The sequence below is a fragment of the Streptomyces sp. H51 genome, from assembly GCF_035656535.1.
In the GTDB taxonomy this organism is placed as follows: Bacteria; Actinomycetota; Actinomycetes; order Streptomycetales; family Streptomycetaceae; genus Streptomyces.
In genome coordinates, this window is sequence record NZ_JAYMHD010000077.1 from 218,293 (window position 1) to 245,110 (window position 26,818).

18 protein-coding genes are annotated in these 26,818 nt (G+C 70.7%); 9 read left to right on the forward strand and 9 right to left on the reverse strand.

What is annotated here, in order from left to right; all coding sequences use genetic code 11:
- Nucleotides 1-96: 96 nt before the first annotated feature.
- From guaB to VKA29_RS29850, 3 genes are all read right to left on the reverse strand, one after another.
- Nucleotides 97-1,602 carry an IMP dehydrogenase gene (guaB, locus tag VKA29_RS29840; protein ID WP_324789112.1) on the reverse strand — a complete coding sequence of 502 codons (1,506 nt, stop codon included), beginning with the start codon at nucleotides 1,600-1,602 and terminating at the stop codon, nucleotides 97-99.
- A gap of 173 nt (nucleotides 1,603-1,775) precedes the next feature.
- Nucleotides 1,776-2,363: a sigma-70 family RNA polymerase sigma factor gene (locus tag VKA29_RS29845; RefSeq protein ID WP_108013267.1), complete on the reverse strand. Its 588-nt coding sequence runs from the start codon at nucleotides 2,361-2,363 to the stop codon at nucleotides 1,776-1,778.
- A 428-nt stretch (nucleotides 2,364-2,791) separates the two neighbouring features.
- Nucleotides 2,792-3,403 carry a response regulator transcription factor gene (locus VKA29_RS29850; RefSeq protein ID WP_003948568.1) on the reverse strand — a complete coding sequence of 204 codons (612 nt, stop codon included), beginning with the start codon at nucleotides 3,401-3,403 and terminating at the stop codon, nucleotides 2,792-2,794.
- 380 nt (nucleotides 3,404-3,783) lie between these two features.
- Here VKA29_RS29850 and VKA29_RS29855 point away from each other — a divergent pair, with 380 nt between their 5' ends.
- Nucleotides 3,784-4,113 carry a WhiB family transcriptional regulator gene (locus VKA29_RS29855; protein WP_324789113.1) on the forward strand — a complete coding sequence of 110 codons (330 nt, stop codon included), beginning with the start codon at nucleotides 3,784-3,786 and terminating at the stop codon, nucleotides 4,111-4,113.
- Nucleotides 4,114-4,319: 206 nt separating this feature from the next.
- On the opposite strand, the gene VKA29_RS29860 is transcribed toward VKA29_RS29855, so the two are convergent.
- Nucleotides 4,320-5,219, reverse strand: coding sequence for a LysR family transcriptional regulator (locus VKA29_RS29860; RefSeq protein ID WP_324789114.1), 900 nt, complete (start codon nucleotides 5,217-5,219; stop codon nucleotides 4,320-4,322).
- Between the two features lie 81 nt (nucleotides 5,220-5,300).
- On the opposite strand from VKA29_RS29860, the gene VKA29_RS29865 reads away from it, so the two are divergent.
- Together VKA29_RS29865 and VKA29_RS29870 are read left to right on the forward strand one after the other, a co-directional pair.
- On the forward strand, nucleotides 5,301-5,969 hold the full coding sequence (locus VKA29_RS29865) for an MOSC domain-containing protein (protein ID WP_324789115.1): 669 nt from the start codon (nucleotides 5,301-5,303) through the stop codon (nucleotides 5,967-5,969).
- Nucleotides 5,970-6,066: 97 nt separating this feature from the next.
- Nucleotides 6,067-6,840, forward strand: coding sequence for an SDR family oxidoreductase (locus tag VKA29_RS29870; protein WP_324789116.1), 774 nt, complete (start codon nucleotides 6,067-6,069; stop codon nucleotides 6,838-6,840).
- 403 nt (nucleotides 6,841-7,243) lie between these two features.
- On the opposite strand, the gene VKA29_RS29875 is transcribed toward VKA29_RS29870, so the two are convergent.
- The gene (locus VKA29_RS29875) at nucleotides 7,244-8,131 is read right to left on the reverse strand and encodes an AraC family transcriptional regulator (RefSeq protein WP_324789117.1); all 888 of its coding nucleotides are present in this window, start codon (nucleotides 8,129-8,131) and stop codon (nucleotides 7,244-7,246) included.
- A gap of 423 nt (nucleotides 8,132-8,554) precedes the next feature.
- Here VKA29_RS29875 and VKA29_RS29880 point away from each other — a divergent pair, with 423 nt between their 5' ends.
- From VKA29_RS29880 to VKA29_RS29890, 3 genes are all read left to right on the forward strand, one after another.
- The gene (locus tag VKA29_RS29880) at nucleotides 8,555-8,758 is read left to right on the forward strand and encodes a hypothetical protein (RefSeq protein ID WP_324789118.1); all 204 of its coding nucleotides are present in this window, start codon (nucleotides 8,555-8,557) and stop codon (nucleotides 8,756-8,758) included.
- Between the two features lie 217 nt (nucleotides 8,759-8,975).
- Nucleotides 8,976-13,388, forward strand: coding sequence for a BREX system serine/threonine kinase PglW (pglW, locus tag VKA29_RS29885; protein WP_324789119.1), 4,413 nt, complete (start codon nucleotides 8,976-8,978; stop codon nucleotides 13,386-13,388).
- Nucleotides 13,389-13,509: 121 nt separating this feature from the next.
- Complete coding sequence (locus VKA29_RS29890) at nucleotides 13,510-14,772, forward strand: hypothetical protein (protein ID WP_324789120.1); 1,263 nt, start codon at nucleotides 13,510-13,512, stop codon at nucleotides 14,770-14,772.
- 183 nt (nucleotides 14,773-14,955) lie between these two features.
- Here VKA29_RS29890 and VKA29_RS29895 read toward each other — a convergent pair whose 3' ends face one another.
- Both VKA29_RS29895 and VKA29_RS29900 read right to left on the reverse strand, forming a co-directional pair.
- Entirely contained in the window at nucleotides 14,956-15,555 is a 600-nt protein-coding gene (locus VKA29_RS29895; RefSeq protein ID WP_324789121.1) for a hypothetical protein, read from the reverse strand.
- Nucleotides 15,556-15,610: 55 nt separating this feature from the next.
- Complete coding sequence (locus VKA29_RS29900; protein ID WP_324789122.1) at nucleotides 15,611-18,502, reverse strand: putative dsRNA-binding protein; 2,892 nt, start codon at nucleotides 18,500-18,502, stop codon at nucleotides 15,611-15,613.
- Between the two features lie 614 nt (nucleotides 18,503-19,116).
- Between VKA29_RS29900 and VKA29_RS29905 the strand changes: the two genes are divergently transcribed.
- From VKA29_RS29905 to pglX, 3 genes are all read left to right on the forward strand, one after another.
- A complete protein-coding gene (locus tag VKA29_RS29905; RefSeq protein WP_324789123.1) occupies nucleotides 19,117-20,544 on the forward strand; it encodes a hypothetical protein in 1,428 nt (475 codons plus the stop codon).
- Nucleotides 20,545-20,573: 29 nt separating this feature from the next.
- On the forward strand, nucleotides 20,574-21,638 hold the full coding sequence (locus tag VKA29_RS29910) for a hypothetical protein (RefSeq protein WP_324789124.1): 1,065 nt from the start codon (nucleotides 20,574-20,576) through the stop codon (nucleotides 21,636-21,638).
- A 161-nt stretch (nucleotides 21,639-21,799) separates the two neighbouring features.
- A complete protein-coding gene (gene pglX / locus VKA29_RS29915) occupies nucleotides 21,800-25,579 on the forward strand; it encodes a BREX-2 system adenine-specific DNA-methyltransferase PglX (protein WP_324789125.1) in 3,780 nt (1,259 codons plus the stop codon).
- Nucleotides 25,580-25,629: 50 nt separating this feature from the next.
- Here the strand turns inward: pglX and VKA29_RS29920 are convergent, their stop codons facing one another.
- Both VKA29_RS29920 and VKA29_RS29925 read right to left on the reverse strand, forming a co-directional pair.
- Nucleotides 25,630-25,836 carry a DUF397 domain-containing protein gene (locus VKA29_RS29920; protein ID WP_324789126.1) on the reverse strand — a complete coding sequence of 69 codons (207 nt, stop codon included), beginning with the start codon at nucleotides 25,834-25,836 and terminating at the stop codon, nucleotides 25,630-25,632.
- Nucleotides 25,833-26,675: a helix-turn-helix transcriptional regulator gene (locus VKA29_RS29925; protein WP_324789127.1), complete on the reverse strand. Its 843-nt coding sequence runs from the start codon at nucleotides 26,673-26,675 to the stop codon at nucleotides 25,833-25,835. Before VKA29_RS29925 ends, VKA29_RS29920 begins: the two co-directional genes overlap by 4 nt.
- Nucleotides 26,676-26,818: the final 143 nt, after the last annotated feature.

The following is a 26,818-nucleotide window of genomic DNA, read 5'->3' on the forward strand; positions in this document are numbered from 1 at the left end:
GCGTTGCAGCGTCTTCCAGTATCGCCGACGGGCACGACAAGGGCGGCCCCGGATGTTCCGGGACCGCCCTCGGTGTGCCTCACGTGTGCGCGTGCGTCACACCCTGCTGCCGTAGTTCGGCGCCTCGACCGTCATCTGGATGTCGTGCGGGTGGCTCTCCTTCAGGCCCGCCGAGGTGATCCGCACGAACTTGCCCCTGGCCTGCAGCTCCGGGACCGTCCGGCCGCCGACGTAGAACATCGACTGGCGCAGGCCGCCGACCAGCTGGTGCACGACCGAGGAGAGCGGGCCGCGGTAGGGCACCTGGCCCTCGATGCCCTCGGGGATCAGCTGCTCGTCGGAGGCGACGCCCTCCTGGAAGTAGCGGTCCTTGGAGAACGACTTGCGGTCGCCGCGGGACTGCATGGCGCCCAGCGAGCCCATGCCGCGGTAGGACTTGAACTGCTTGCCGTTGATGAACAGCAGCTCGCCCGGCGACTCCTCGCAGCCCGCGAGCAGCGAGCCCAGCATCACCGTGTCGGCGCCCGCGACCAGGGCCTTGGCGATGTCGCCGGAGTACTGCAGGCCGCCGTCGCCGATGACCGGCACGCCGGCGTCCTTCGCGGCGAGCGCGGCCTCGTAGATGGCCGTGACCTGCGGGACGCCGATGCCGGCGACGACGCGGGTCGTACAGATGGAGCCGGGGCCGACGCCGACCTTGATGGCGTCGGCGCCCGCGTCGACGAGGGCCTGGGCGCCGTCGCGGGTGGCGACGTTGCCGCCGATGACATCGACGGAGGAGTTCGACTTGATCTTGGCGATCATGTCGCCGACCAGCCGGGAGTGGCCGTGCGCGGTGTCGACGACGATGAAGTCGACGCCCGCCTCGATCAGCGCCTGGGCGCGCTCGAAGGCGTCACCGGCCACGCCGACCGCGGCGCCGACCAGCAGCCGGCCCTCGGCGTCCTTGGCGGCGTTCGGGTACTTCTCCGCCTTGACGAAGTCCTTGACGGTGATCAGGCCCTTGAGCACGCCCTCGTCGTCGACCAGCGGCAGCTTCTCGATCTTGTGCTTGCGCAGCAGCTCCATGGCCTCGACGCCGGAGATGCCGACCTTGCCGGTGACCAGCGGCATCGGCGTCATGACCTCGCGGACCTGGCGCGTGCGGTCGTTCTCGAAGGCCATGTCGCGGTTGGTGACGATGCCGAGCAGCTTCTTGTTGCCGTCCGTGACGGGCACGCCGCTGATGCGGAACTTGGCGCACAGCGCGTCGGCCTCGGCGAGGGTGGCGTCCGGGTGCACCGTGATCGGGTCGGCCACCATGCCGGACTCCGAGCGCTTCACCAGGTCGACCTGGTTGGCCTGGTCCTCGATGGAGAGGTTGCGGTGCAGGACGCCGACACCGCCCTGGCGGGCCATCGCGATCGCCATGCGCGATTCGGTGACCTTGTCCATGGCGGCGGACAGCAGCGGGATGTTCACCCGCACGTTCTTGGAGACGTACGAGGCGGTGTCGATCTCGTCGGGTGCCATGTCCGACGGGCCCGGCAGCAGCAGCACGTCGTCGTAGGTCAGCCCGAGTGTCGCGAATTTTCCGGGCACTCCGTCGACGTTGGCAGTCATGACACCTTCCCCAAATGGCCTTGCTCGGTGCGGATGTCCATGCTAACGGGAAGCGCGGCTGTCCCATTCCACGGTTTGAGGCCTGTGCGGGCTTCGGATGTTCGTATGTTCCTACGGAACTGGCTCGCATGTTCCTGCGGAAGCGGCGCACCGCCTGTTCAACTGAGGGAGGCCTACTGCTCGGCGAGGGCGCGCAGCCGGCTCAGCGCCCGGTGCTGCGCGACGCGCACGGCCCCGGGTGACATTCCCAACATCTGGCCGGTCTCCTCGGCCGTGAGACCCACCGCGATGCGCAGCAGCAGCAGCTCCCGCTGGTTCTCGGGCAGGTTGGCCAGCAGTTTCTTGGCCCATTCGGCGTCGCTGCTGAGCAGCGCGCGCTCCTCGGGGCCCAGCGAGTCGTCCGGGCGCTCCGGCATCTCGTCGGACGGGACGGCCGTCGAACCGGGGTGCCGCATGGCCGCCCGCTGCAGGTCGGCGACCTTGTGGGCGGCGATGGCGAAGACGAACGCCTCGAAGGGACGCCCGGTGTCCTTGTAGCGCGGCAGGGCGAGGAGGACGGCGACGCAGACTTCCTGCGCGAGGTCCTCGACGAAGTGGCGCGCGTCGCCGGGCAGGCGGGACAGCCGGGTGCGGCAGTAGCGCAGGGCCAGCGGGTGGACATGGGCGAGCAGGTCGTGCGTGGCCTGCTCGTCCCCGTCGACGGCGCGGTGGACGAGCGCACCGATCGCCCCCGCGGCGCCCGCCGCCTCGTCCTCGCGCATCGGTCCATGGTGCCTTGCGGCCGTGCGGTCCGTGACACCGCGCCCGATGTTGTGCACCGAAGCGTTATGAGCAGGTGCGCCGGCACTCATCCCCTGCGCCCTCCCCTTCCGCTCGACCGACTCGTCCCCGGAAGACTCCACATCTCAAGGATGCGGCATCCGCGCCGAAACGAGCAGCGGGCACCCGGCGGTCGCCTCCGCGCGGCGGTTTCGGGGAGGTGCGGGCGCGTGCCGCGCGTCCGGACTCCCCTCGGATCGCCGCGCCCCGCCCGCCCGGCGGCAGGCGGGGGTGTCCGTGCCCCCGCCGCTGCGCACGAGGCGTCCGCGCACGGCGTGTCCGCGCACGAGGCGTCCGCGCACGAGGCGTCCGCGCTCGGAACTGCTCCGCATGGGGCTTCCGCGCAAGTGGTGTCCGCGCACGGGGTGTCCTAACGGACCAGACCCCACCGGAAGCCGAGCGCCACGGCGTGTGCCCGGTCCGAGGCGCCGAGCTTCTTGAACAGCCGACGCGCATGCGTCTTGACGGTGTCCTCGGAGAGGAACAGCTCGCGGCCGATCTCCGCGTTGGACCGGCCGTGGCTCATGCCTTCCAGCACCTGGATCTCACGCGCGGTGAGGGTGGGCGCGGCGCCCATCTCGGCGGAGCGCAGGCGGCGGGGGGCCAGACGCCAGGTCGGGTCGGCGAGGGCCTGCGTGACGGTGGCGCGCAGCTCCGCGCGCGAGGCGTCCTTGTGCAGGTAGCCCCGGGCGCCGGCGGCGACCGCGAGGGCCACGCCGTCCAGGTCCTCGGCCACGGTGAGCATGATGATGCGTGCGCCGGGGTCGGCGGACAGCAGCCGACGCACGGTCTCGACGCCGCCCAGTCCGGGCATGCGCACGTCCATCAGGATCAGGTCCGAGCGGTCGGCGCCCCAGCGGCGGAGGACTTCCTCGCCGTTGGCCGCGGTCGTCACGCGCTCGACGCCGGGCACGGTCGCGACCGCGCGGCGGAGCGCCTCTCGGGCGAGCGGGGAGTCGTCGCAGACGAGGACGGATGTCATGGCCGCCCTCCGCAGCTGATGCACGTCACCTTGAGCCTCCAGGCTGGTACGAATCGTCACCTGTGCGGTCGACCCGCTCGGACGCCTGCCCGAGCACTTGCGATGCCAACCGCCTCCGCCTTCTCAACGACGGTCACTCGAAAGAGTTACGGGGCCGTGTGCCATTTTCGGCACTCTACGTGAGGGGCCGGACACGATGGAGACATGAGCGGGGGACGCACCACGTTTCGCTGCGAGGCATGCCCCATTCGGACCCTTTTCTTCCCATCTACAGGTGTCTGCGGCTAGATTCGCAATGAGTCATATTTTCATCTCCTTAGATCGTAGTTGTGCGGTCATCGCCACCGTATCCGCTCAGAACGGCTACAAGGGGTCATGTAATGGCAGATTTCTCCCGCCTTCCCGGACCGAACGCGGACCTGTGGGACTGGCAGCTCCTGGCCGCCTGCCGCGGGGTGGACAGCTCGCTCTTCTTCCACCCGGAGGGTGAGCGCGGTGCGGCCCGGAGCGCTCGTGAGAACTCGGCCAAGGAGGTCTGTATGAGGTGCCCGGTCCGCGCGCAGTGCGCGGCGCACGCGCTGGCCGTGCGTGAGCCGTACGGCGTGTGGGGCGGCCTGACCGAGGACGAGCGCGAAGAGCTCATGGGAAGGGCGCGCAACCGGCTGGTATCGGCTTCGGCGGCCGGTGGGGACAGCGTCTCGAACAACTGAAGGAACGTTTCTGCAAGACACGATGGGTACGCGCACGCGTGCCCATCCCTCTGTCCCCCGGTGGCTCGCCCCGGCCACCGGAACCCCCGGCTGCCCCGCCCCGACCCCGAAATCCCCGGCCGTGCCGCCCCGACCCCGGAACCCCCGGCTGCCCCGCCCCGGCCCCGGAAGCCCCGTCTGCCTCGCCCCGGCCACCGGTCCCCCGGCTACCGCACGGTCGCGTGCGCGAGCTGGTCCAGCGTGGCCGCCACCGCCGGCACCTGCGCCAGGTCCGGCAGCGTCAGCGCGACGATCTCCCGCCGCACGGCCGGCTCCAGCGTCAGCACGCGCGCGTGCCGGGGCCGTACGGCCTCCAGCGCGAGCTGCGGCAGCACGGCCACGCCGAGGCCGGCGCCGACCAGGCCGACGACCGCCGGATAGTCGTCGGTGGCGAAGTCGATGCGCGGGGTGAATCCCGCGCTCTCGCACACCTCGACCAACTGCCCGCGGCAGCGCGGACAGCCGGCGATCCACGGCTCCGCGGCGAGTTCGCCGATGCCGACGGACTCAGCGCCCGCGAGCCGGTGCCGCTCCGGCACCAGGCCGACGAGCCGGTCGGTCAGCAGCGGCCGTACGACGAGGTCGTCCCACTCCTCCGCGCCGCCCGGCGCGCCCTCGTACCGGAAGGCGAGCGCGATGTCGCAGTCGCCCTGGCGCAGCAGTTCCACCGACTTCGGTGGCTCGGCCTCCTCCAGGAAGACCCGGGTGCCGGGATGCGCGGCGCGCAGGGCGGCGAGCGCCGTCGGGACGAGGGTGGAGCTGCCGCTGGGGAAGGACACCAGCCGCACGCGCCCGGCGCGCAGCCCGGCGATCGCGGCGACCTCCTCCTCGGCGGCGGTGAGCCCGGCGAGGATGCCGCCCGCGTGCCGGACGAGCGCCTCTCCGGCCTCGGTCAGCCGCATCTCGCGCCCGCTGCGGACGAGCAGCGGGGTGCCGACCGACGCCTCCAGGGCCTTGATCTGCTGGCTGACGGCGGGCTGGGTGCAGCCCAGTGCGCGCCCCGCGGCGGAGAAGGAGCCGGTGGTGGCGACGGCGCGCAGTACGCGCAGATGACGAGCCTCGAGCACACCGCCGAGGATAAGCGGTCCTTTGGCCGGGCGCCGGATAATGCGTCGACGCTTTGACCGCCCTTCCCCTACCGTGCGGCCATGGAGCTTCTGTCCGTCAACGTCGGTCGCGCGCGTCCCGTGCCCTACACGGACCAGCCGCAGGGGCTGACCGGCATCGACAAGCGGCCCGCGGACGGGCCGGTGCGGGTGGCCGCGCCGGGGCCCAAGGGCGTGGGGGCGAGCGGGCTCGCCGGGGACGCGGTGTGCGACACGCGGCACCACGGCGGCGACCACCAGGCGGTGTACGCGGTGGCGCGCGAGGACCTCGACGGCTGGGAGCGCGAGCTGGGGCGGTCGTTGGCGAACGGCGCGTTCGGGGAGAACCTCACCACCCTGGGCCTGGACGTGTCCGGCGCGCTGATCGGCGAGCGCTGGAGAATCGGACCGGAGGTGGTGCTGGAGGTGACCTGCGGACGGATCCCGTGCCGCACCTTTCAGGGCCATATGGGTGAGAAGGGGTGGGTGAAGCGGTTCACACTCAAGGGTGCGCCGGGGGCGTATCTGCGGGTGATACACCCCGGCGAGATCCGCGCCGGTGATCCGGTCGAGATCGTGCACCGGCCCGGACACGACGTGACGGTGGCCCTGCAGTTCCGTGCGGCGACGACCGAACGGGCTTTGCTGCCGCGGCTGTTGGCAGCCGTGGACGCGCTGCATCCGGAGGCGGCCGAGGCGGTACGGAAGTACACCGCGCGACAGCCGACCTGATCACCCGTCAGATACCGCTCTCTTCGCGGGTGCTTCACCACCGCCGGGACCTGTGCAGACAGCGGACTCGCGCGGTCCGGGTAACTACGCTTGGGCCATGACAACGGCTCTGATCACAGGAGCGACCGCGGGCATCGGCGCCGCGTTCGCACGTCGGCTGGCGGCCGACGGGCACGACCTGGTGCTCGTGGCGCGCGACACCGAGCGGCTGCGCGAGCAGGCGACCGAACTGCACGACCGGCACGGCATCGAGGCGGAGGTGCTGACCGCGGACCTCGCCACGGACGACGGCATCGAGACGGTGGCCGCGCGGCTGTCCGACCGCAAGAACCCCGTCGACCTGTTGATCAACAACGCCGGCTTCGGCAACAAGGGCCGCTATCTCGACGTGTCGATGGCGGACGAGCTGAGGATGCTGAAGGTGCACTGCGAGGCGGTGCTGCGACTGACCTCGGCGGCGGCGGAGGCGATGCGGGAGCGGGGGCGCGGCGGCGTGGTCAACGTCGCCTCGGTGGCCGCCTTCGTGCCGCGCGGGACGTACGGGGCGTCGAAGGCGTGGGTCGTGCAGTTCACGCAGGGCGCGGCGAAGGACCTGGCGGGCAGCGGCGTACGGCTGATGGCGCTGTGCCCTGGCTTCGTGCGCACGGAGTTCCACCAGCGGGCCGGGATGGGCACGGACAACATCCCGAACTGGATGTGGCTGGACGCGGACAAACTCGTCGCGGCGGCGCTGGCGGACCTGGCGCACGGGAAGTCGCTGTCGATCCCCGATCCGCGCTACAAGGCGCTGATGGGCCTGGTGAAGGTCACCCCCCGGGCGCTGCTGGGCGGGATCTCCTCCAAGACCGGACGCAAGTACGGCCCCCAGTAGCTGCCGTTGCGGCCGGTCGGAAGAACGGTGCTGTCCGACCGGGCCGGACCCGGGGGGCCGGAGGCGGCACCATGGCCTTGGTACAGCTCATCGACGGCCGGACCAGCCGGTTCGACGAGTGGCACCGGTTCCGGGACGGACGGATCCGCGAGAGCCGGTGGCAGTACGACCGTGCGGGACTGTGGAGCAATCGGGGGTACTCGGCGAGCAGCCCGCGAAGGGGGACGGCCCCCGCTCCGTCGATCGCTGCAATTCCGGCTTCCGCCGGGGCGGGGGCGTCGTCCGCCCCCGGCCGGATGGACGAGTCGGACGGGCGGACGGGTCGGACGGGCGGACGGGTCGGACGAGTCGGACGGGCGGACGGGCGGGTCGGGAAGGCGCCGACCAGGCCGTTTCTTTCCGATCAACAGATCGTCGGCTTGACCGTGGTGCGGGTCACCGGGATCCACAGCTGCGCGTCGGACTGCGCCGGGTCGTGCTGAGTCGGGCGAGTGCGCAGCATCTCCGGTCCCGGACGGTACTCGTACGGGTTGGACGGGATCCACTGGGCCGCGACGTCGGCCCACATCTGCTGCAGCGCCTGCGGGAACGGCCCGGTGTTCTCGAACACGGCCCAGGTGCCCGCCGGGCAGTCCAGCACGTCGAGGTCCTCGGGCACATCGGCGGCACTGGTCGCCACGGCGTGGTAGTAGTCGAGTGCGCTGCCCTCCTCGAAGCCGTCCGACAGGCGCACGGTCGCCGAGACCACGCCCTCCGGGTCCTGGTCCGAGAGGCCGGCGATCCGCTGCATCGTCTCCGGTGGGATGCTCCGGATGTGCTCGGCGATGTGCGGGTTGGCGCCCTGGTGGATCAGCGGGACCCGGGCCTTCCTGCCGACGACCCGGAATGCTTCCTTCTCCACGATGCGGTACCGCATGGTGCTGTTCCCTTCGACGGTGAGGCGGAAGGACAGCCGGGGCTGCGAGTTCAGAGCCGCGCCGGTACGCCTGGCCTCGCCGGGACCGACGCCGTGCACGGCGCGGAACGCCCGGGCGAAGGCCTCCCCCGAGCTGTAGCCGTAGCGGATCGCGATCTCCAGCAAGGTCGGTTCCCCGGCCAGCACCTCCGCCCCCGCGACGGTGAGCCGCCGGCGTCGGATGTACTCCGACAGCGGCATCCCCGCCAACGACGAGAACAGCCGCCGGAAGTGGTACTCGGACGTGCCCGTGATCCGGGCCAGCGCGGATGCCTCGATGTGCTGGTCGAGGTGATCCTCGATGTGCTCCATGGCCTGGTTCAGCCGATCCAGCAACTCCGGCCTCCTTCGCTTTCGATCACCCACGTTAGGAAGGACCGACCCTGCCCCACCCGACATCCTGTGCCCGCTCCGGTCGGGTGGGTATGCCATCCGAGAAGATCTTCACGAGCGCCCTGCGTCCGTCCACGATCATGGAATCTTGCCGCGAAAAGCACTGATCTCCCTGCACGGCCGGTAAGGGGGTCTTCTTTCACAGGAGGCACTTGTGGACTGGGACCACTATCTGACCGCGGCCGTCGACATCCGCTTCCCGGACCGGACCGTTCACGTCGAACCACGTCCCTCCGGCCCGGCCGAGGGTTCCTTCCCGGTGGCGGCGGCAGGCGGGTCCTGGCCTGCGACACCGGCACCGCCAGGGTGAGCGGGTGGGCCGCCTCCGAGCGGAGCCGCTCCTCGGGTCCCGGCAGGCGTTGAACCATGGGCATGTACCCGATGCGTACGCCGGACCACTGTCCACGCTGCGGGAGGCGTCTCGCCGGTCCCCCGGCCGAGCGGGTCAAGGCCGACTTCATCGACCCGATCAAGGTCACCCGCTCCGTCCTGGATACTCGCGCGTCCGAGCACGACGCGGCGCAGTCCGGCGCACAGCTCCGGATCCCGGTGACCCGCACCACGGTCTGAGCCGTGATCCGGGTGAGCCGGGCGCCGGATATGGGCAAGCCCCCGCTCCGGCGGAAGTGATCCACAGGGCGGGGGCCGTGTCTGTCCCGTACCGGCACGGACGGATTGTCGGAGGCGCCGACTAGGATTCTCGGTCTGTCCCAGTGGAGCCGGCTCCGTGTGTCTCTGACCGGGGCCCTCCCTGTCGTTCAGTGCCGTTTCCGTCCGGAGGTGCTCGGTGCCCGCTGTTCCCAAGCCGACAGAGCCTGCTCCGCGGGAGCGCTGGTTCCAGCCGCGGCGATCGGGCTTCCGGTGGGAGCAGGAGGGTCTGGACCACCTCCGGGCGCTGATGCCGAAGACGGAGCCCTATCGGGCGTGGGCGACGTTCCAGTTCACGGGAGCTTCCGGGCGCATCAACGAGTGCGACGTGCTGATCGCCGTGCCCGGTGGGCTGTACCTGCTCGAGCTGAAGGGGCATCCCGGACGCGTCGTCAATCACGGTGACACCTGGCAGTTCCACGGTGACCGGGTTCGCACCCTCCGCAATCCGCTGCACCTGACCGATCTGAAGGCCAAGGAGCTGAAGGGTCAGCTGGAGCGGGCGGCTCGCGCGCTCGGCATGGATCCGCGGCAGGTTCCCTTCATCAAGCCCGCCGTCTTCCTCCACGACCCGGGTCTGGTCAGTGAGCTGGACGAGTTCCAGCGCACCTCCGTCTACGGCCGCAACGACGGGGCGAGCGGTCTGCCGAAGGTCTGGGACGACCTGCTGGGCCGTCCGCCGGAGCGGGAGAGCTGGCGGATCACACCGGTGATCAGCCAGCGTCTGGAACAGCTCATGCAGCGGATGGGCATCAGCCACTCGACGGCCCACCTGCGTTTCGGCGACGACTGGAAGCTCGCCCCCCGGGCCCTGGACGCGGGTCCCGGCTGGGAGGACCGGCTCGCCGTGCGGGACGACGGGCTGGTGCAGGAGAGCGGCCGTGTCCGTATATACCTGGCCGGCGCCGCCGCGTCGGACGAGCAGCGGGCGAAGCTGGACCGTGCGGCCCGCCGCGAGTACCAGGTGCTCCAGGGCATCAACCATCGCGGCATCGTGCAGGCGGTGCAGATCCGCGAGCACCAGGGCGGACCGGCCATCCTGTTCCGCCACCGGGAATCCGACCTGCGGCTGGACGCCTACCTCGACGCGTACGGCGGCCTGCTCACCCCGCTGGTCCGCCTCGATCTGGTCCGTCAGCTCGCCGAGGCGGTGCGCTACGCGCACAACCGGTCCCTCTACCACCGGGCGCTGTCGGCGCGGTCGGTCTACGTCTCGGCCCGCGAGGACGGCAGCGACCCGGTGCTGCGCATCGCCGACTGGCAGACCGCGGCCCGTGACTTCGAGACCACCCTCCATTCGCTGGGTGACACGCCCCTGGACACGGGCCTCATCGCGGACACGGCGCAGGTGTACCTGGCGCCGGAGACCGACCAGGAGTTCGCCGATCCCGTCGACCTGGACGTGTTCGGCCTGGGCGCGCTCACCTACCTGCTGCTCACCGGCCGCCCGCCCGCCGATCGCCGCAGTTCCCTCCTGGAGCGGCTGCAGGGCGACAAGGGGCTGCACCCCTATGCGGTCTCGGACTCCGTGTCGGCCGCCCTGGACGCCCTGGTGTTCCGGGCCACGGCAGCCGATGTGCGGGACCGTCCGGCATCCGTCGACGAGTTCCTGGACCTGCTGGCCGCCGCGGAGTCGGACGCGGCGGCCCCGCAGCCGTCCGGCCGGCCGGAGGCCGACCCCCTCACGGTGCAGCCGGGGCAGCCCCTGGACGGCGCCTGGACGGTGGTCCGTGTGCTCGGCACCGGTGCGACGGCCCGCGCGCTGCTGGTCCGCCGCACCGCCGACGGCGGTGGCGACGACTCCCTCCGTGTCTTCAAGGTCGCTCTGGACCAGGAGAAGGACGCCCGGCTCCTGGCGGAGGCGAAGGCGCTGAAGGAGGTGGGCGGCGGGCGCATCGTGAAACTGCTCGCCGAGCCGCGCGAACTCGCGGGCCACACCATCCTGGAGATCGAGTACGCGGGTGGCTACCGCGCGGCCGACGACCGTGAGCCGGTCAGTCTGGGCTCGCGGCTGCGCGACCAGGGCCCGCTCGGCTACGACCAGTTGGAGCGATTCGGCAACGACCTGTTCGACGCCCTGGACACGCTGGCGGCGCGCGGGGTGCGGCACCGGGACGTCAAGCCCGACAACCTGGGCCTGTTCAAGCGCAGCGACGGCTCCTGGCAGCTCATGCTGTTCGACTTCTCCCTGGCCGACGCGCCGGACCAGGACCTGCACGCGGGCACGCGGGCATATCTGGATCCGTTCCTGGGCAGCGCCGGCCGTTCGCGGTACGACGACCACGCCGAGTGGTACGCCGCCGCCGTCACCCTGCACGAGATGGCGTCCGGGGAGAGGCCGGTGTGGGGCGACGGCCAGGGCGATCCGCGCATGGTGCCCGACGCGGAGCTGCACGTGTCGGCCGAGCTGTTCCCCTCCGCCCTCAGCGAGGGCCTGAAGGGCTTCTTCGAACGGGCCCTGCACCGGGACGTGGAGCAGCGCTACGACAGCCTGGGGCAGTTGCAGGAGGCGTGGCGGCAGGTCTTCCGCACCGCGGACGCTGCGCGTCCGGCCACCACTCCCGCGACGGTCGGCATGAGTGCGGAGGATCTGGAGGACGCACGGGAGCAGGCCGCCGAGGCCGCGGGTCTTCGGACTCCGCTCGCCGCCGCGGGCCTTTCCCCGCGGGCCGTGGCGGTGGCCGAGAGCCTCAAGGCCCACACGGTCGAGCAGTTGCTCAACATTCCGCCGCACCACATCGCGCGGGCGCGCGGCGCCGGCAACGCGATCCGCAAGGAGCTGAACCGCCGCCACCGGCAGTGGACGCAGGTGCTGCGCCGCCGCGCGACCGTGCAGAGGCCGCTGACGCTCGCCCCGGACGCGCCGGAGGAGGTGCTGGAGTCCGTCGACACCCTGGCGGCGCGTCTGACGCCGCCGGAGGGCAAGCGCCGTACGCGGCCCCGCTCCGACGTCGTCCGTGCGACGCTGCAACTGCCGGGCGCGCTGGAGGCCGGTGAGGCGCTGGAGCCGTGGCCGGCGCAGAGTGCGATAGCGCAGGCGCTGGGCATCAGCCAGCCGACCGTGTCGCAGAACGTGCAGGTCGCGGTCGAGCAGTGGGCGGGGCTGCCGTGGCTGGGCAAGGTCCGCGACGAACTGGTGGCGATCCTGACCGACCGGGACCGGGTCTCGACGGCCGGGGAACTGGCGTCGGAGCTGCGGGCCCGGCACGGCGCCGGAACCGAGGATCCGGCCGAGGCCCAGGCCAAGGCGCTGGCGGTGGTGCGGGCGGCCGTCGAGACGGAGATCCGCAGACGCCCCGACGAAGCACAACCCGGCACCGAAGGAGAGCCGCCGGCCCGCCTTGCCGTGCAGCGCCGGGTCGGCCGGGTCGTCGTCGCGCTGGAGGACCAGCCGGGCGCCGACGAGCCGACGCCTGCGGAACTCGCCGACTACGCGGCCGAGTTGGGCCTGCGAGCGGCCGAACTGGCCGGGCGTGACCCGTTGCCCGGCCGGACGACCGTACTGCGGGAGCTGCGCGCGGTGCCGGCCCCGGACGGCATGCCCCCGCTCGCCGACACCCGGCTGGTGGAGCTGGCCGCCTCGATGGCGCAGGACGTCGCGGTGTCCCCGCGGCTGGAGCTGTTCCCGCTCGGTCTGTCGCTGGCGCGTGCCCTGCGCATCTCGCAGGCGCCGGCGGGGGTCCGCCCGGAGACCGGGATCACCACCGCGGACCTGCTGTCCCGGGTCCGGGCGAGGTTCCCGGGCCTGGCCGTGCTGGACGAGACGACATACGTCGAGCTGGGCGAGGCGCTGACCGAGGCCGGGTTCCCGGTGGTCCACGATCAGGAGCGGCGGCGTTTCGTCCCGCAGCGGCCGAAGGACGGCACGGCCAGCCGGCCGGCGTTGTCTTCCTCGGTGCTGACCAGCACCGGCTCGCTGTACGCCGCCGCGCAGGGCAGCATCGCGGAGGGCCGGGACCCGCGCGAGGTGCTGTCCGCCCGGCTGGCGGACGCGCGGCGGCGGGGTGGGTTCCTGGCGCTCACGTTGAGGGGGGCGGAACTGCCGGGGGTCGCACCGGCCCTGGCGGAGCGGTACGAGGTCACCGCCGTGTCGCTGAGCGGGCTGTTCCTGGACGCGTTGAAGGAGCTGGCCGAGGAGCAGTCGGTGCGCTGGCAGGCGCTGCTGAAGGCGGACGCCAAGTACGCGGCGACCGGCACGCTGGGCGCGGCGCTCGCCTCGTACACGCGGCTGGCGGCCGAGCGGGTCCGCCAGCGGGTGCTGGACCTCGCGGAGCGGTCCGGGCCGCGCGCCGTCCTGCTGGTCCACGAGGCCGGGCTGATCGCCCGGTACTGGGAGGCGGGCGGCAGGGAGCTGCTGGCGGCTCTGCAGCAGTCGGCGCGGCGGCCCGCGGACACCCCGCACGGCCTGTGGCTGCTGCTGCCGGCCGAGGACGCGCGGGCCACGCCCACGCTGGACGGCCGCACGGTGGAGGTGGTGGACCGGGCCAGCGAGTGGGAGGTGCTGGACGGGCTGTTCGTGAAGAGCCTCCAGACGGCCGGTTCACCCTCCTGATTGCCCGATCAACTTGCCGCGTATCGCGGTCGAGGGACACCGAAAGCCTTGCCCGGCCACATCAAGATCCTTACGCTTCTCATCTCTTTTGCAAGGACAGAGCACCTGGGGGGCGGCTGCCATGAAGGTCGGCGAGAGACTTCTCGGCAAGAAGATCGCCAAAGCTCACCCACCTCATGGTGACATCCAACTGGTCCGGCTGGAGGCGGTCGTCTCCTTCACCTGTTCACGGTGCGCGCAGACCAAGACGGCACGCTCCGTCGCCGTACGCGGTGACGGCCTGTTCTGCAACGGCTGCTACGGAAACATGCAGGCGTCGGCGCCGGAACAAGATCAGGCACCGCGGGGAAGTACGAACCTGCTGCCTCGGGCCTCCTCGTCCCCGTCGGTCGGGGACGTTCAGCCGTCGCTCCCTGAGACAGGCGACCCCGAGCGGGTCGTTGTCGAGGAACTCGACAGTGGGCTTCCTCACTCGGTGGTCAACACCGGTCTCACGGTCGAGTGGAAGTTCTACGTCCGGGCGGAACATCTGCTGCACGGCACATGTCCCGTACCGGCCGAGATGGCCACTCGGGCCGCCCCGCACGAGCCGCTGGACCTCACGTTTCTGCGGGGCCGTCACCGGATCCGGGTGCTTGACGAGCAGACGGGTGTCAGGCTCCAGGTGAGGGGCGGCGAGACGCTTCTGACGGGGCTGGTGTGGCAGCCCTTCGTCCTTCCCGGCACGCGCGTGTCGGTGCGGTGGGACACCTGGAAGAAGCTCCGCCTGGCCTACACCCCGCTGGACGAGCCTGTCGTCTTCGGTGGCACCGTCGTCCGCTATGCCCACGACCCGCGCATCATGACCCGCGAACTGGCGGCTTTCGACGCCCGCGTGGACCGGGTGGAAGAACTCGTCCTGATCGCGCTGCGCGAGCTGGGGTACCTCGACGAGAAGGGCCGGGCGCTGCTTCCGCGGGAGGCACTGATCCGGAACACGCTCGAGCGCGCGCAGCAGGAACGACCGGCGAGGAAGAAGATCTACGGAGCGGTCGAGAGGCTCCTGTCCCGTGGCGTCCTCACCTGGGAACGAGGCAGCGTCAACCAGGCGGGCATGCTGCACTACCCCGCACGGCACGGGGAGACGCCGGTGCGGCTGCTCTGCTACACCCCGACGCTTCGGCCGGCTGAACGCGAGGACCTGCGCAATGACGAAAGCGCCGCGTACAGCGTGAGCGCCCACCGCGTCGCGGGACATCTGATGCGCATCGGTCACCTCGGCAAAGGAGCCAGCGCGGAGGCGAGAGCCGCCTATCGTGAAGATCATCAGAGGGCCGGTCTGGCCGGGCCGCACGAGTTGCCGCGTGGCTACACGTACGTTCGTGAGCACGACCGGGGGGTGTAGGCCAGCACAGGTGTGCCGCTTGCCGGGGCGCAAGGTCGTGTCAGAGATCCCGGGGCCTGGTGAGGCGCGTTCTGGGGCCTCACCAGGCCTGTGGCCTCACCAGGCCTGCGAACCGGGCGAGTGCGGCCTGCGCGGACCTTGGCCGGCTCTGGGGCTCAGTGGCCGGTCCGGCAGTCCCCGTCCTCACTCACCGCCGGCCGGTTGCAGTTCGTCCGGCCAGCCGGTGATCGCCCCCGTGTCGCGCAACCGGTAAAGATCGCCCATCAATCGGGCCTGTGCGCCGCCGGTCCGGGTCGTCCAGCCGAAGAAGGCCACCGCTTCGGCGACGGCCTGCTCAGCGCCGAGACGGTGTGGCCGGTCCTCGACGAGGCCGAGCAGGGCGCGGCGCCGCTCGGCCGGGGCGACGTGTTCGACCGGCCGCTTGGTCAGGCCGGGCAGGGGCCACCGGGCCTGCGTGCAGATCCGGCCGGGGAGGTCGAGGAACGCGTCCGTCTCGGTGATGCGTCCGTCGTCCACGAGCCGGTCGGCTGCTGCCTCGATCGACGCCTTCCGCCGGGTCGGCCGGTGTTCGTACCTCAGCTCCGCGAGGTGCCGCACGAGCACCTGCCGGTGGATCGGGCCCTCGACCTCGACGAGCCGGTACACGGCCTCTTCCATCGGCGGTTTCGGTATCCCGCCCCGCTGGTCGGCCGTGGCGGGGTCCAGGTCGGCCACGTCGGCGGGCTGGTACGGGACCGCCCAGTCGCCGTGGTCGGGGACGGAGCGGGAGGTGCGGTGCGGCACGGGTCTACCTGATTCCTTCAGTGGGTCTGGGCTGGGGCACTGTCGCGGAGGCCGCTCAGGGGGCTGGTTCTTCCCGAAGCGCCGTGACGGGTGGCCGGCGGGTTTCGCCCCCGCTCAGGTAGGCGTCCACGCCGGCTTCCGCGAGCGGTGGCAGGGACTCCGTGTCGGGCCTGCCGTGCAGCCTCAGCAGCACGTGGTCGTCGTCGACGAGGCAGTCGGTGCAGGGCAGGGTGCGGGACAGGAGGCGGGCGAAGTCGTCGCAGGTCGTCCTGGCGTCCACGCCGTGCAGACCGATCCCGGTGTGCAGGGTGCCGTCCTGGATGGTCAGTTCGACGTCGATCGGAGTGTTCGCCGCCTCGGCCGCCTCACCGCACCAGCCCAGTGTTTCGCGCAGTGCGGCGAGTTGGGCCGCGAGGGGCAGGAAGCTCTCCTGACGCATGTCGTCCCGGACCGTGACCCCGGTCCGTGGCGCCTGGTCACGCCACCAGTCCTGAACGACGTCCCGGACGGAGGCACCCCATGAGCGGGGGTCGGCGGCACGTCGTACCGTCTCGGCCGCGTTGCGACGGACCGTCGCCGTGTGGTCGGTTCCCTGGTCGGCCGCCATGCGGCGCAGGAGGGAACTGGGACCGGAGCGGGTGTCGTGGACGATCTGCCGGTACAGCTCGCGCAGCGTGTCGGGTACGGCGGTGTCCGCGGGGCCGAGCAGGGAGCCGACGCGTGCGGCCCAGGCGCCGAAGGCGTCGAGGTCTCCGGTGGCGAGCAGGTCGGTGCCGAGCAGGCCGCCGCCGGCCATCCGGGCGCGCTGGCGTGCGTTCGTCGGCCCGAGTCCGTCGAACTGGGCGCGCAGCAGGTAGCGCAGCAGGTCCCGTTCGGCCGGGAGAAGCGTGTCGACGAGGTCCTCGGCCGGCGCGGAGAGGATGTCGAGGACGTCGCGGGCGGTCGCCTTGTCCGCGTCCGACTTGGAGCAGGGTCTGTCCGGCTGGGCGGTCCACCGGTGGACGCGGCCCCGTGCGTCGTGCAGTACGAGGGTGGAGGTGAAGGTCTGCAGGTGGTCCGGGCCGGTGAGTTCGTGTTCGAAGGCGTACGTCATCCCGAAGGCGACCATGAGCTGGTTGACGGCCGTGACCGGGTCGTGCTGGTGCTGAAGTCCGGCAAGCCAGTCGTCGAGCAGGGCGGGTCTGCGGTGCAGCAGTCGTGGTCCGTGGGTCCGCCAGGCGGTGGCGACGACGGCCTGGGCGGCGTCGGCGACCGTGCCGGGTCGTTGCCCGGTCTCCCCACGGCCGGTGAGGACGGCCTCGCTCAGGACAAGGGCGGTGCCGAGCCGGGTGGTGTCCTCGTTGGCGGGGGTGTGGATGCGGGCCTCATCCTCGTCGGGCACGAGTCCCCGGGCCAGGACCTGGCGTGTCCTGGTGTGCCGGGCCAGGTGGTTGAGGACCACGGAGCCGTGGTGGGCGAGCAGGTGGTTGTCGCGCTGCCGGTGGGCGGCGGCCTCCTCCTGGTTCTCGTAGACGTACGACGCGTGGGTGAGGGCCTGGGCGAGCAGTCCCGCGGCGCGCCGGCCGTCGAGTTCGAACATGGCCGTCAGGTCGGCGAAGGCGTCCCGGTACCTCAGCGGGACGTTGCGGTAGGGCTGCGGCGGAACCGCGATCCGTGGGGCGGCGGCCTGTCCGCCGCGGGGTGCTGCCGCCTGCGCGTGGCCGCGCAGAAGGGCGCGGGCGGCCGCGGCCCTCGCGGCCTTCTTCGACGGCCCGCTGCCGTGTGCGGTGCGGCCGTCGCGGAGCCGGGCGGTGGCGACGAACGTCTTGTTGTGGTCGGGTCCCTGCTCGGCGTAGTCGTAGGTGAGCCCGTCCCGGTCGAAGAGGGTCTGTGCGGCGGTGGTGGGGTCCGCGCCGCCGACGTCGTCCGGAGCGCGGTCGATACCGGCGCAGACGTTCTCGACCAGCCGCCGGGCGGTGTCGTGTGCGTCGGTGAGACTGAGCACGCCGAGGATCTGCTTGGCGATGCTTTCTGCGACGGAGGGTGCCGGATGCTGGGCCTCACCGGCCCCCATGCGGACGAGGCCGCGCCCGGCCGCCCATGCGCCTAGGGCCCTCCGGGCGGCCGCCGAGCGTCGGTGGTGCTCGCTCGACTGGACACCGACCTTCTCCGGTTCGTGATCCGCGACGTAGGCGTCGACGAGGATCACGTCGAGGGTGCTCCGGCCGAGCTTGTCCAGCATGGCCAGGACGTGCTGTGTCACGGCGGTCTCGGCCAGCCCGCTCTCGTAGAGGTGGCTGCGGTGCGATGCCGCCAGCCCGAGCCAGGCCACCGTCTCCGGCCCGGCGTCCCATTCCCCTACGGAGTCCCTGATCGCAGCACACACCACGTCCCCGAACGTGCCCACCAGAGCTGCGGGCGGCTGTGTCAGCGGCGCAGGGACGACGTCCCGCACGGTGCGCTGCCGCTGGACGCGGACGTACGGCCGCGGCGGCGGCTCCGGTGCCGGCCGGTGCCCGCCGCGGTCGGGGCGGGCGGGCGCCGTGCGGGCGGGTGCGGCGGGTTTGGCTTTCTTGGGCGGCCGTGACGACCCGGACCTGCGGCTCCCGGTCCGCGTGGCCTGTGGCTTGTGCTGCCGGGCCCGCCTGCCGGCCGGGGCGGCGTCGGCGTCGAGTACGGCCCGCAGTTCGCCGGTCAGCCAGCGGGGCAGCTCGCCGACGTACCCGCCGCCGTCGAAGAAGTCGCCGGCCAGGTCGATGCAGTACGACCATCTGTCCCACTGCGAGTCGGCCGCGTAGCGCTGGCCGACCCGCCGCAGCGCGGCCCGCATCCGCTCGTACGGCACCTGCCGTCCGCCGAGGCTGTACGACGTGCGTTTCCGCGCGGCCTCGATGGCCAGCGCGATCCGGTGTACGGGTGTCGGCGCCGCGGTGTCCCGCAGCGAGACGATGCCGACCCAGCGGTTCATGCCCCTCCCGGTCCCGGACCGCACCGCGCGTCCGGCCCGCCGACTGGCGGCGTCTGGCCACTCCCCGGCGTCGCACGGACGGGCTGTCTCCCGGCCCGCTGTTCCCCTCCGTTTCCGCCGTACAGAGCCAAGCCTCAGCCCGGTCGGCGGAATCCCCAGGTCAGCGTATGGCTCCACCGGCCGGTCCGGGGAGGGTTCAGCGAGACTCGGCGGAACGGCCACGCTCGCGCCGCTCGTCGGTGTCAGTCCTCCGGCGGGACGGGGCAGCACGGCCGGCGGAGGGTCCACTCGCCGTCGGTCTCGTAACCGGCCTCACGCACCTGCTCCCTCAACATCCTTGCCCGTCAGCGGAATTGAGGCCGCTTCACCTGACAGCGCCGCGGCGTCGCCGTATGATGGCCAGTCCCTGTCGGCTCCTGATAGCGGGGGGACGGATGGCCGGCACCGCCCTCGGCCCTACCGAATCAAGCCGTACGTTACGACCCACCGCACCGGGACAGACGGCCACACCCCGGCGGGCAACCGCGTCGGGCGCCCGGCCGTGCGTCCCTTCCGGGCGGCAGCAGTCCGCAGGACCACATCCCCGCCGGCCCGCGCGAGCCTGGCCGGCACTGGTGCAGGAACTGCGGGACCCCACCGTCGAGGCGTTTTCCCGAGCGTGCCGGGAATTCGTGGCGGCTGATGCCGAACTCTGCGGAATGAGCGCCCGGGACTTCGACATACAGTTACGTCTGCACGCCCCTTCCGTATTCCCCGAAGAAGGGCCGCAAAGGACCCACCGGAATATTTACGACCAGTTGCGTCCGCAGCTCATCGCACGCTGCAGCAGAATTTCGAGTTACGTCAGGGACGCCGATCTCCTCGCCAACAGTTCCCTGCTGCTGGGCGGCAGCGAGGCTCGGCGGGACTTCACCATCCGGCGCACCGACGGATCCTCCGTCGGAGTGAATTTCGCTCCGGTGCCACCGAGTGTCGGTCATCTGTACCAGTCCAAGCTGCACTACCTGCTCTGCGCACGGGCCGACACCATGGTGGAAGTCGGATGCTACCTCCAGGGAGCCTCGCACCCCTTCGCCTACCTGGCGTTCTCCATGTGCGACAGGCCGGGTGTCATCAGGGCGCTGAGGACGCACGGCATTCCGGCGGAACGCGGCAACTTGCTCATCCTCACCCGCGCCCTAGGATTGTCGGACGCAGCACGGAACCTCATGAGTTTCACCGTCGGGCAAGCCGTGAAGCACCTCCGGGCCATGGGATGCAAGTTCATCGTGACAGCGTTCAATCCGCTGCTCGGTTTTTCCGGCTCGGCATTGCACGCCACCAACTTCGTCCCCTTCGCCACCGCCCCGGTGGCGTACTACTACGACACCTTCGGCCGCTACCTCACCCGACGCCAGTCATCGTCGGACCATTGCACGGACCGCCGGCCGGGGAAATACCGGAATCTCCTGGTGGTCCTCGGCACGGACAGTACAGCGAGAAAAGAAACCCGAAAAGTGACAACCCTCCAGCATGTAGCAGAGCCTTCCGCCGACGCGCCGTCCGGTCGACGGCGCACCCCGCCCATCGAGGAGTTGCGGCGCTACCGGGATCGGCTGGAGGCCGCGTGGTCGCTGGGCACCGCGCATCCCAGCTACGCCCGCGAGCCGCTCTCGTCGAAGGGGCAGTGCGGAGTGAGTTCCGTCTGGCTGGCGCGACGCCTGCGGCAGCAGGAGATCGAGGCGACGTACTGCTACGGCCGTCTTCGTTTCACCGACCCGCGGATCTCGTCCGTCGACCACCACTGCTGGATCGAGATCGGCTCCCCCGACGATCCCGCCCGCCAGGTGATCGACCTCACCTGCGACCAGGCGGACGGTTTCGAGGAGAAGGTGATCTGCCGTCGTCACGACGAACTCGTCCGTGCCGGCATCCGCTACGAGCCGGCGGCGCGCCTGACCGTCGACGAGCTGCCCGGCGACCGCGTCTGGCCCCGCTACCTCTCTCTCGAGGAGTCCATGCAGGCCCGGTGGGGCATGCAGCCCCTGTACGACGCGGTCTGACAGCTCCGCCTTCACGCTTCGGGGGGAACGTGACCAACCAGGAAGAGCGTCCGCAGGTCCTGCTGCTGTCGTCGAACGCGCGGCGCCGCTACTCCGAGGACATCCTCACCGCGCTGGCGCTCCCACGGGGTGCGTGCATGCAGTTCCGCTACGAAGCCCGGTACGTCGCCTCGCCCCTCCAGCAGAAGGTGGCCAACGGGAGCGTCCTCGGCATGCGGGCGCTGCTGGGCTTCGTCGCCGACGCCGCATCGCCCGACGACGCCTTCCTGCTGCCGGTCAGGGTCGCCGAGATCGTGGCCGCCGAATGCGCGGCCGAGGTGTTCCTGTTCAAGTTACGCGTCACCGACCACGTCGATCTCGACGACTACTCGCTCTCCCTGGCGGAGATCCGGAGCGACAGCCGCAGAGCCATCGCCAAGATCGTCGAGGGGAACTCCGGCACCTACTTCCCCGCCGTGCTGAAGTTCCCCGCCTTCCCGATACGGACCGGCGGGGACCAGGCACAGTTGTGGATCAGCGTGGCCCGTCGCCTCGCTCTCCATCCGACGTTCGAGAACGCGTACTTCATGCGGATCGACCCGCCGACGCACCTGGCCCATGCCAGGGCCTTCACCTTCGAGGCGGGAGGCCGGCTGAGTCTGGGGGATCTTCAGCCCGCACGGCTGCCGGTCAGCTTCTACTCCGAGCGGTATGCCGAGACCCCGAAGATCACGCTGGCCTGTGACACGGACGGCCGTTTCCTGCGCGTCTCCTCGGACGCCTCGCACGACGTGGCCCTGCGCTACGACTCCACCGAGTTCTGGCTCCAGCCGGACGCGGCCTCCTTCGACGCCCTCACCCACGTCACCGTCCGTCTCGGCCCCGACGATCCCGGCAGCACGCCGGTGGCGGCCGTACGCCTGCCGGTCATCATCAAGCACTCCCGCATGCGCCTGCTGTGGCGCGTCGCGATCAGCGCCCTGGGCGCGTTCCTGGTCGCCACGCCGGCCATCCTCGGCCCGACGTCGTCCCTCACGCTCCGTATCTTCCTGGCGGTGATCGGCTCCGCGGCCCTCAGCACGGCCACCATCGTGATGGGCCGGCCCCGTAGCTGAACCGGCACCGCCGCAGGTCTCCGGCCCGGGAAGCGCGGGGAGGACCGGCCGGGGGCGGCACGGGAGCTGGCAGGATGGGACGGCGGGCCTTGGGGGGTTCGCCGGGAAATCGGTGCGTCCGCGGTGATCGCGGGGCCGTGAGCAGGATGTGAGGTGCGGCTGTGACGGTGACGGCGGAGGGGACGCAGGGGGCGGGGGCCTCGCTGGACCGGGTGCGGCTGCTGAAGGACCTCCAGGCGCAGGCCCGCCTGCTGGAGGACGACCTGCGGGAGCGCACCGACAGCGAGCCGGAGTTCCGGGCCGCGCTGCGCGCCGAGTACGACCGGGCCCTCGCCGCGGAGCGCACGGCCGCGATGTACGAGACGTGGCGGGACGAGCGGGTCGTGCAGATCGCCGCCGCGTGGGTGCTGGCGTGCGTGTTCGTCCGGTTCGCCGAGGACAACGGCCTGATTCCCGACCCGTGGCTGGCCGGTCCCGGCGAGCGGCTGGCGGAGGCGCAGGACCGGCACGACGACTTCTTCCGCCGCCACCCGCAGAAGAACGACCGCGACTGGCTGTTCGAGGCCTTCGACGCGCTCGCCGCCGCCCACCCGACGGCCGCCGGCCTGTTCGACCGCGCGCACAATCCGCTGTACGAGGTGGAGCCCTCCTACGAGGCCGCGTCCGCCCTGCTGGCGTTCTGGCGGCAGCGCGGCGCCGACGGCGAGATCGTCCACGACTTCACCGACCCCGCGCTGGGCACGCGGTTCCTCGGCGACCTCTACCAGGACCTCTCCGAGCACGCCCGCAAGACCTACGCGCTGCTCCAGACCCCGGTGTTCGTCGAGGAGTTCATCCTCGACCTGACGCTGGAACCGGCCGTGGAGGAGTTCGGCCTCACGCCGGCCTGGAAGCACCGGCCCGACGGCTGGGGCGGCGAGCTGTGGGCCGACGGCCCGGACGGCGCGGAGGTCGTACGGGGGCTGCGCTCCATCGACCCGGCGTGCGGCTCCGGGCACTTCCTGCTGGGCCTGTTCCGGCGGCTGCTGGCCAAGTGGCGGGAGGCGGAGCCGGGCACCGAGCAGTGGGTACTGGTCCGGCGCGCCCTGGAGTCCGTCCACGGCGCCGACAAGAACCCGTTCGCGGTGGCCATCGCCCGGTTCCGGCTGTTGGTGGCCGCGCTGGAGGCTTGCGGGGTACGGGAGTTGAGCGCGGCGCCGGAACTGCCGATCCGGGTGGCGGTCGCGGACTCGCTGCTGCACGGGCGGGGCGCGGAGACGGTCACGGAGGCGCTGGACACGCTGTTCGCGGAGAACGAGCCCTTCTACTACCGCACGGAGGACGTGGACCTGTACGCCCGGGAGGTGGACCTGCTCGGGCGGGGGTCGTACCACGTGGTGGTGGGGAACCCGCCGTACATCACGGTCAAGGACAGCCAGGAGAACCAGAACTACCGGTACGCCTACTTCTCCTGTGCCGGGAAGTACGCGCTGTCGGTGCCCTTCGCCCAGCGGATCTTCGAACTGGCGATCCGCGCGGAGGGTGACCAACGGGACGGTGGCTTCACCGGGCAGATCACCTCGAACTCGTTCATGAAGCGGGAGTTCGGCAAGGTCCTCATTGAGGCGTACTTCCATGGGGGACGGCTGTACAAGGACCCCAAGTCGGGCCAGAAGAGGGATTTCCAGGGTGTCACCCTCACCCACGTCATCGACACCTCGGGCGCATTCATTCCGGGCCACGGGACCCCTACGGTGATTCTGGCCGGACGCAATCACCAGTCGAGGCAGGCCGACGTGATCCGAGCGGTGCTCGGCGTTCGGGGAGAGCCCAACCAACCGGAGGACGCCGCGAAGGGGCTGGTGTGGACGGCGATCACGGAGCAGGTGGGACGGCCGGGGAGCGAGTCGGAATGGGTGAGTTGTACTGATGCTCCGCGCTCGACCTTTGCCGAGTTCCCTTGGAGCCTTTCAGGCGGTGGCGCCTCGGAGGTGATGGCAAATCTGGAGGCTGGCCACTCCCGTCTGGGCGCACTACTCGACAAGGCCATCGGATTCGCCAGCTTCCCCGGACAGGATGAGGTCTTCTTCCTGTCAAATCCGTGGTTCAAGCAACGCCCCGATACCGTGTCACTCAAACGCGCGCTGATCACCGGAGATGTCGTACGCGATTGGGACATCGCCGATAATCAGCCAGCTCTCGTCCCGTATGACGCATCCCAGAAACCAATCCCCTTCGCCGCCGATGCCACTTGGGGACACCACCTCTGGACCATGCGCACCATTCTTGGTGCAACAACAGGCTTCGGCGGCCAGACCCGCGCCGAGTCGGATGAGCCATGGTGGACCTGGTACCGATGGGTCAGCGAACGCTATCGGACACCCTTTTCAATCACGTTCGCGTTCGTGGCCACGCACAACCACTTCGTGCTGGACCGGGGTGGGAAGGTGTTCAAGCAGTCCGCGCCGGTGATCAAGTTGCCGGAGGGAGCGAGTGAGGAGCGGCATCTGGAGTTGTTGGGGGTACTGAACTCTTCGGCTGCTTGCTTCTGGTTGAAGCAGGTTAGCCAGGGCAAGGGCGGCAGCGGACTCGGGCGTGGGCTGCAGGACGAGGACTGGGAGGAGCGGTACGAGTTCACCGGTACCAAACTCCAGGAGTTCCCACTCCCCAAGCAACTTCCCCTCTCCCTCTCTCGTGACCTCGATGCCCTCGCCCAGGAATCAGCCAAGCACGAATCCTCCATGCTCACCCGAGCTGCCGTCCCAACCCGTGCTGCCCTTGATCAAGCCCGCCGGACGCAGGAACGGATCCGGGGCCGCGCGATCGCGCTGCAAGAGGAGCTGGACTGGACCGTCTACGGGGCCTACGGGCTGCTCAGCCCAAAGGAGGTCGCGCAGACCACCATCGCTGAGGTACCCGAAGTCGCGCTCGGCCAGCGGGCGTTCGAGATCGTGCTCGCGCGGAAGGTTGCCGCCGGGGAGGCCGAGACCGCCTGGTTCGTGCGGCATGGATCCACGCCTGCCACGGAGATCCCCGCGCACTGGCCCGAGGCATACCGCAAGGTTGTCCAAGCCCGGATCGACCTCATCGAGGCCAACAAGGACATCCGGCTTATCGAACGCCCCGAGTACAAGCGCCGTTGGTCCGTCGAGCCCTGGGAGAAGCGGGAGGGCACCGCTCTTCGGAACTGGCTGCTCGACGCCGCCGAGCGCGAGGAACTGTGGTTCGAGGAGCGGGACGGGTTCACCGTGCCGCGTCCGCTCACCGTCAACCAGCTCGCCGATGCTCTCCGCCACGACCCGGACGTGCAGGCCGTCGCCGAGCTGTACGCCGCCGACCACCTCGGCAAGCGTGACGCCTCCCTCGCCACCGTCCTGGCCGCCATCGTCGAGCCCGAGCACGTGCCGTACCTCGCCGCCCTCCGCTACAAGGACTCCGGCCTGCGCAAGCGCGCCCAGTGGGAACAGGCGTGGGAGCAGCAGCGCGAGGAGGACCGGGCCGGGAAGCGGCTCGACATCAAGGTGCCGCCCAAGTACGCCAGCGCGGACTTCCTCAAGAACTCCTACTGGTCGAACCGCGGCAAGCTCGACGTCCCCAAGGAGCGGTTCATCTCCTACCCCGGGGCCTCCCTCGACTCCGACCCGTCCCTCCTGCTCGGCTGGGCCGGCTGGAACCACCGCGAGCAGGCCGAAGCCCTTGTCGGGTTCCTCACGAACCGTGTCGAGAGTGGTGGTTGGGCCAAGGACGACCCCCGGTTCGTCCCGCTGCTCGCCGGGCTGCGCGAGGTCATGCCCTGGGTGCACCAGTGGTACGACGAGTACGACGAGGAGTGGGAGGGCAACCCCGCCGAGGAGTTCCAGGCCGCCCTCGACTCCGGCCGCACGGACCGGGGCCTGTCCGACGCCGACCTGACCAACTGGCGCCCCGAGAAGAAGACGCGGGGCCGGAAGAAGAGCGAGTGACATGAGGGAGGGGCGGCTGTACCAACCGGCCGCCCCTCCCTCACCACACGTCAGCCGCGCGCGGCCATCCGCACGAACGCGGTCCACTCATCGACGCTGACGGAGAGAATCGCCTTCTCCGGCCGCTTGGAGTCCCTGATCAGTACGGCAGTGCCGGCGTCCGCGACCTCGACGCAGTCGCCGCCATCACCCGCGCTGTAGCTGCTCTTGAACCAGCTCAGTTGCTGGATGGCAGGCTCGGGGCTGCTTGCCTTCATAGCTCTCCCAACAGCTTCTCGATGAAGGCCAGAGACTCACGGGGGGTCAACGCCTGCGCTCGGAGAACGCCGTACGTCGCTTCCAGCGAACTGACCTTCTTCGGATCCGTGTGCAAGGAACTCAGCCCCTGCACTTCCACGTACGCCATCCTGCGCTGATTCTCCAGGTGGATCAACGTGAACGGTCCAGCCAGCCCGGCATGCTCTTCCCGGTCCAGCGGCATGACCTGCATCTCGATGTTGCGCTCGTGTCCGTAGAGCAAGAGCTGTTCTAACTGGCCTCGTTGAACCTCTCGCCCGCCAAGGGGCCTCCTCAGCACGTGCTCGTCAATGACGAAGCTTAGGAGCGGTGCGGGCCGACGCGTAAAGAACCTCTGTCGTTCCATCCGCGTGGCGACGCCCTGCTCGATCGCCTCTTCGCTCAGCAACGGACGCCACATCTGGAAGACGGCCCGCGCGTAATCCTTGATCTGCAAGAGCCCCTTGACCACATGGTTCATGTAGGCATGCAACTCAACCGCTTCCGCCTCCAGTTGCACGTACCGCCGGAAGAACGACGGATACCGAGCCTTCGCCACCTCCTCCTTCATCGCCGCCAGCACACCCCGTGCCCCCACCGCCCGGTCCACCGCGTCGATCAGTTCCGGCTTCGGAATCCGCCGCCCCTGCTCCACCGCCGCGATCTGCGCCTCGCCGTAACCGACCCGCTCGCCCAACTGCGCCTGCGTCAGCCCGGCCGCTTCCCGCAGCAGCTTCATCTGGCGGCCGAAGCACCGCAGGAAATCCCCGCTGGAGTCGGGTTCCGCGCCACCCACACCCGAGTCCGCACCCACGTCCACGTCCCTCGCCTCCCGCCGCCGGACCGACCGTCCACCCTTCCCGCAGGCTAGGAACACCCGTGCGTCAAGGGCGCCCGAACAGGGACAAGTTGGCTCGTACGAGTGACAGGCCCCCACAGGAACCGTTCTTCACGGATAGCGCT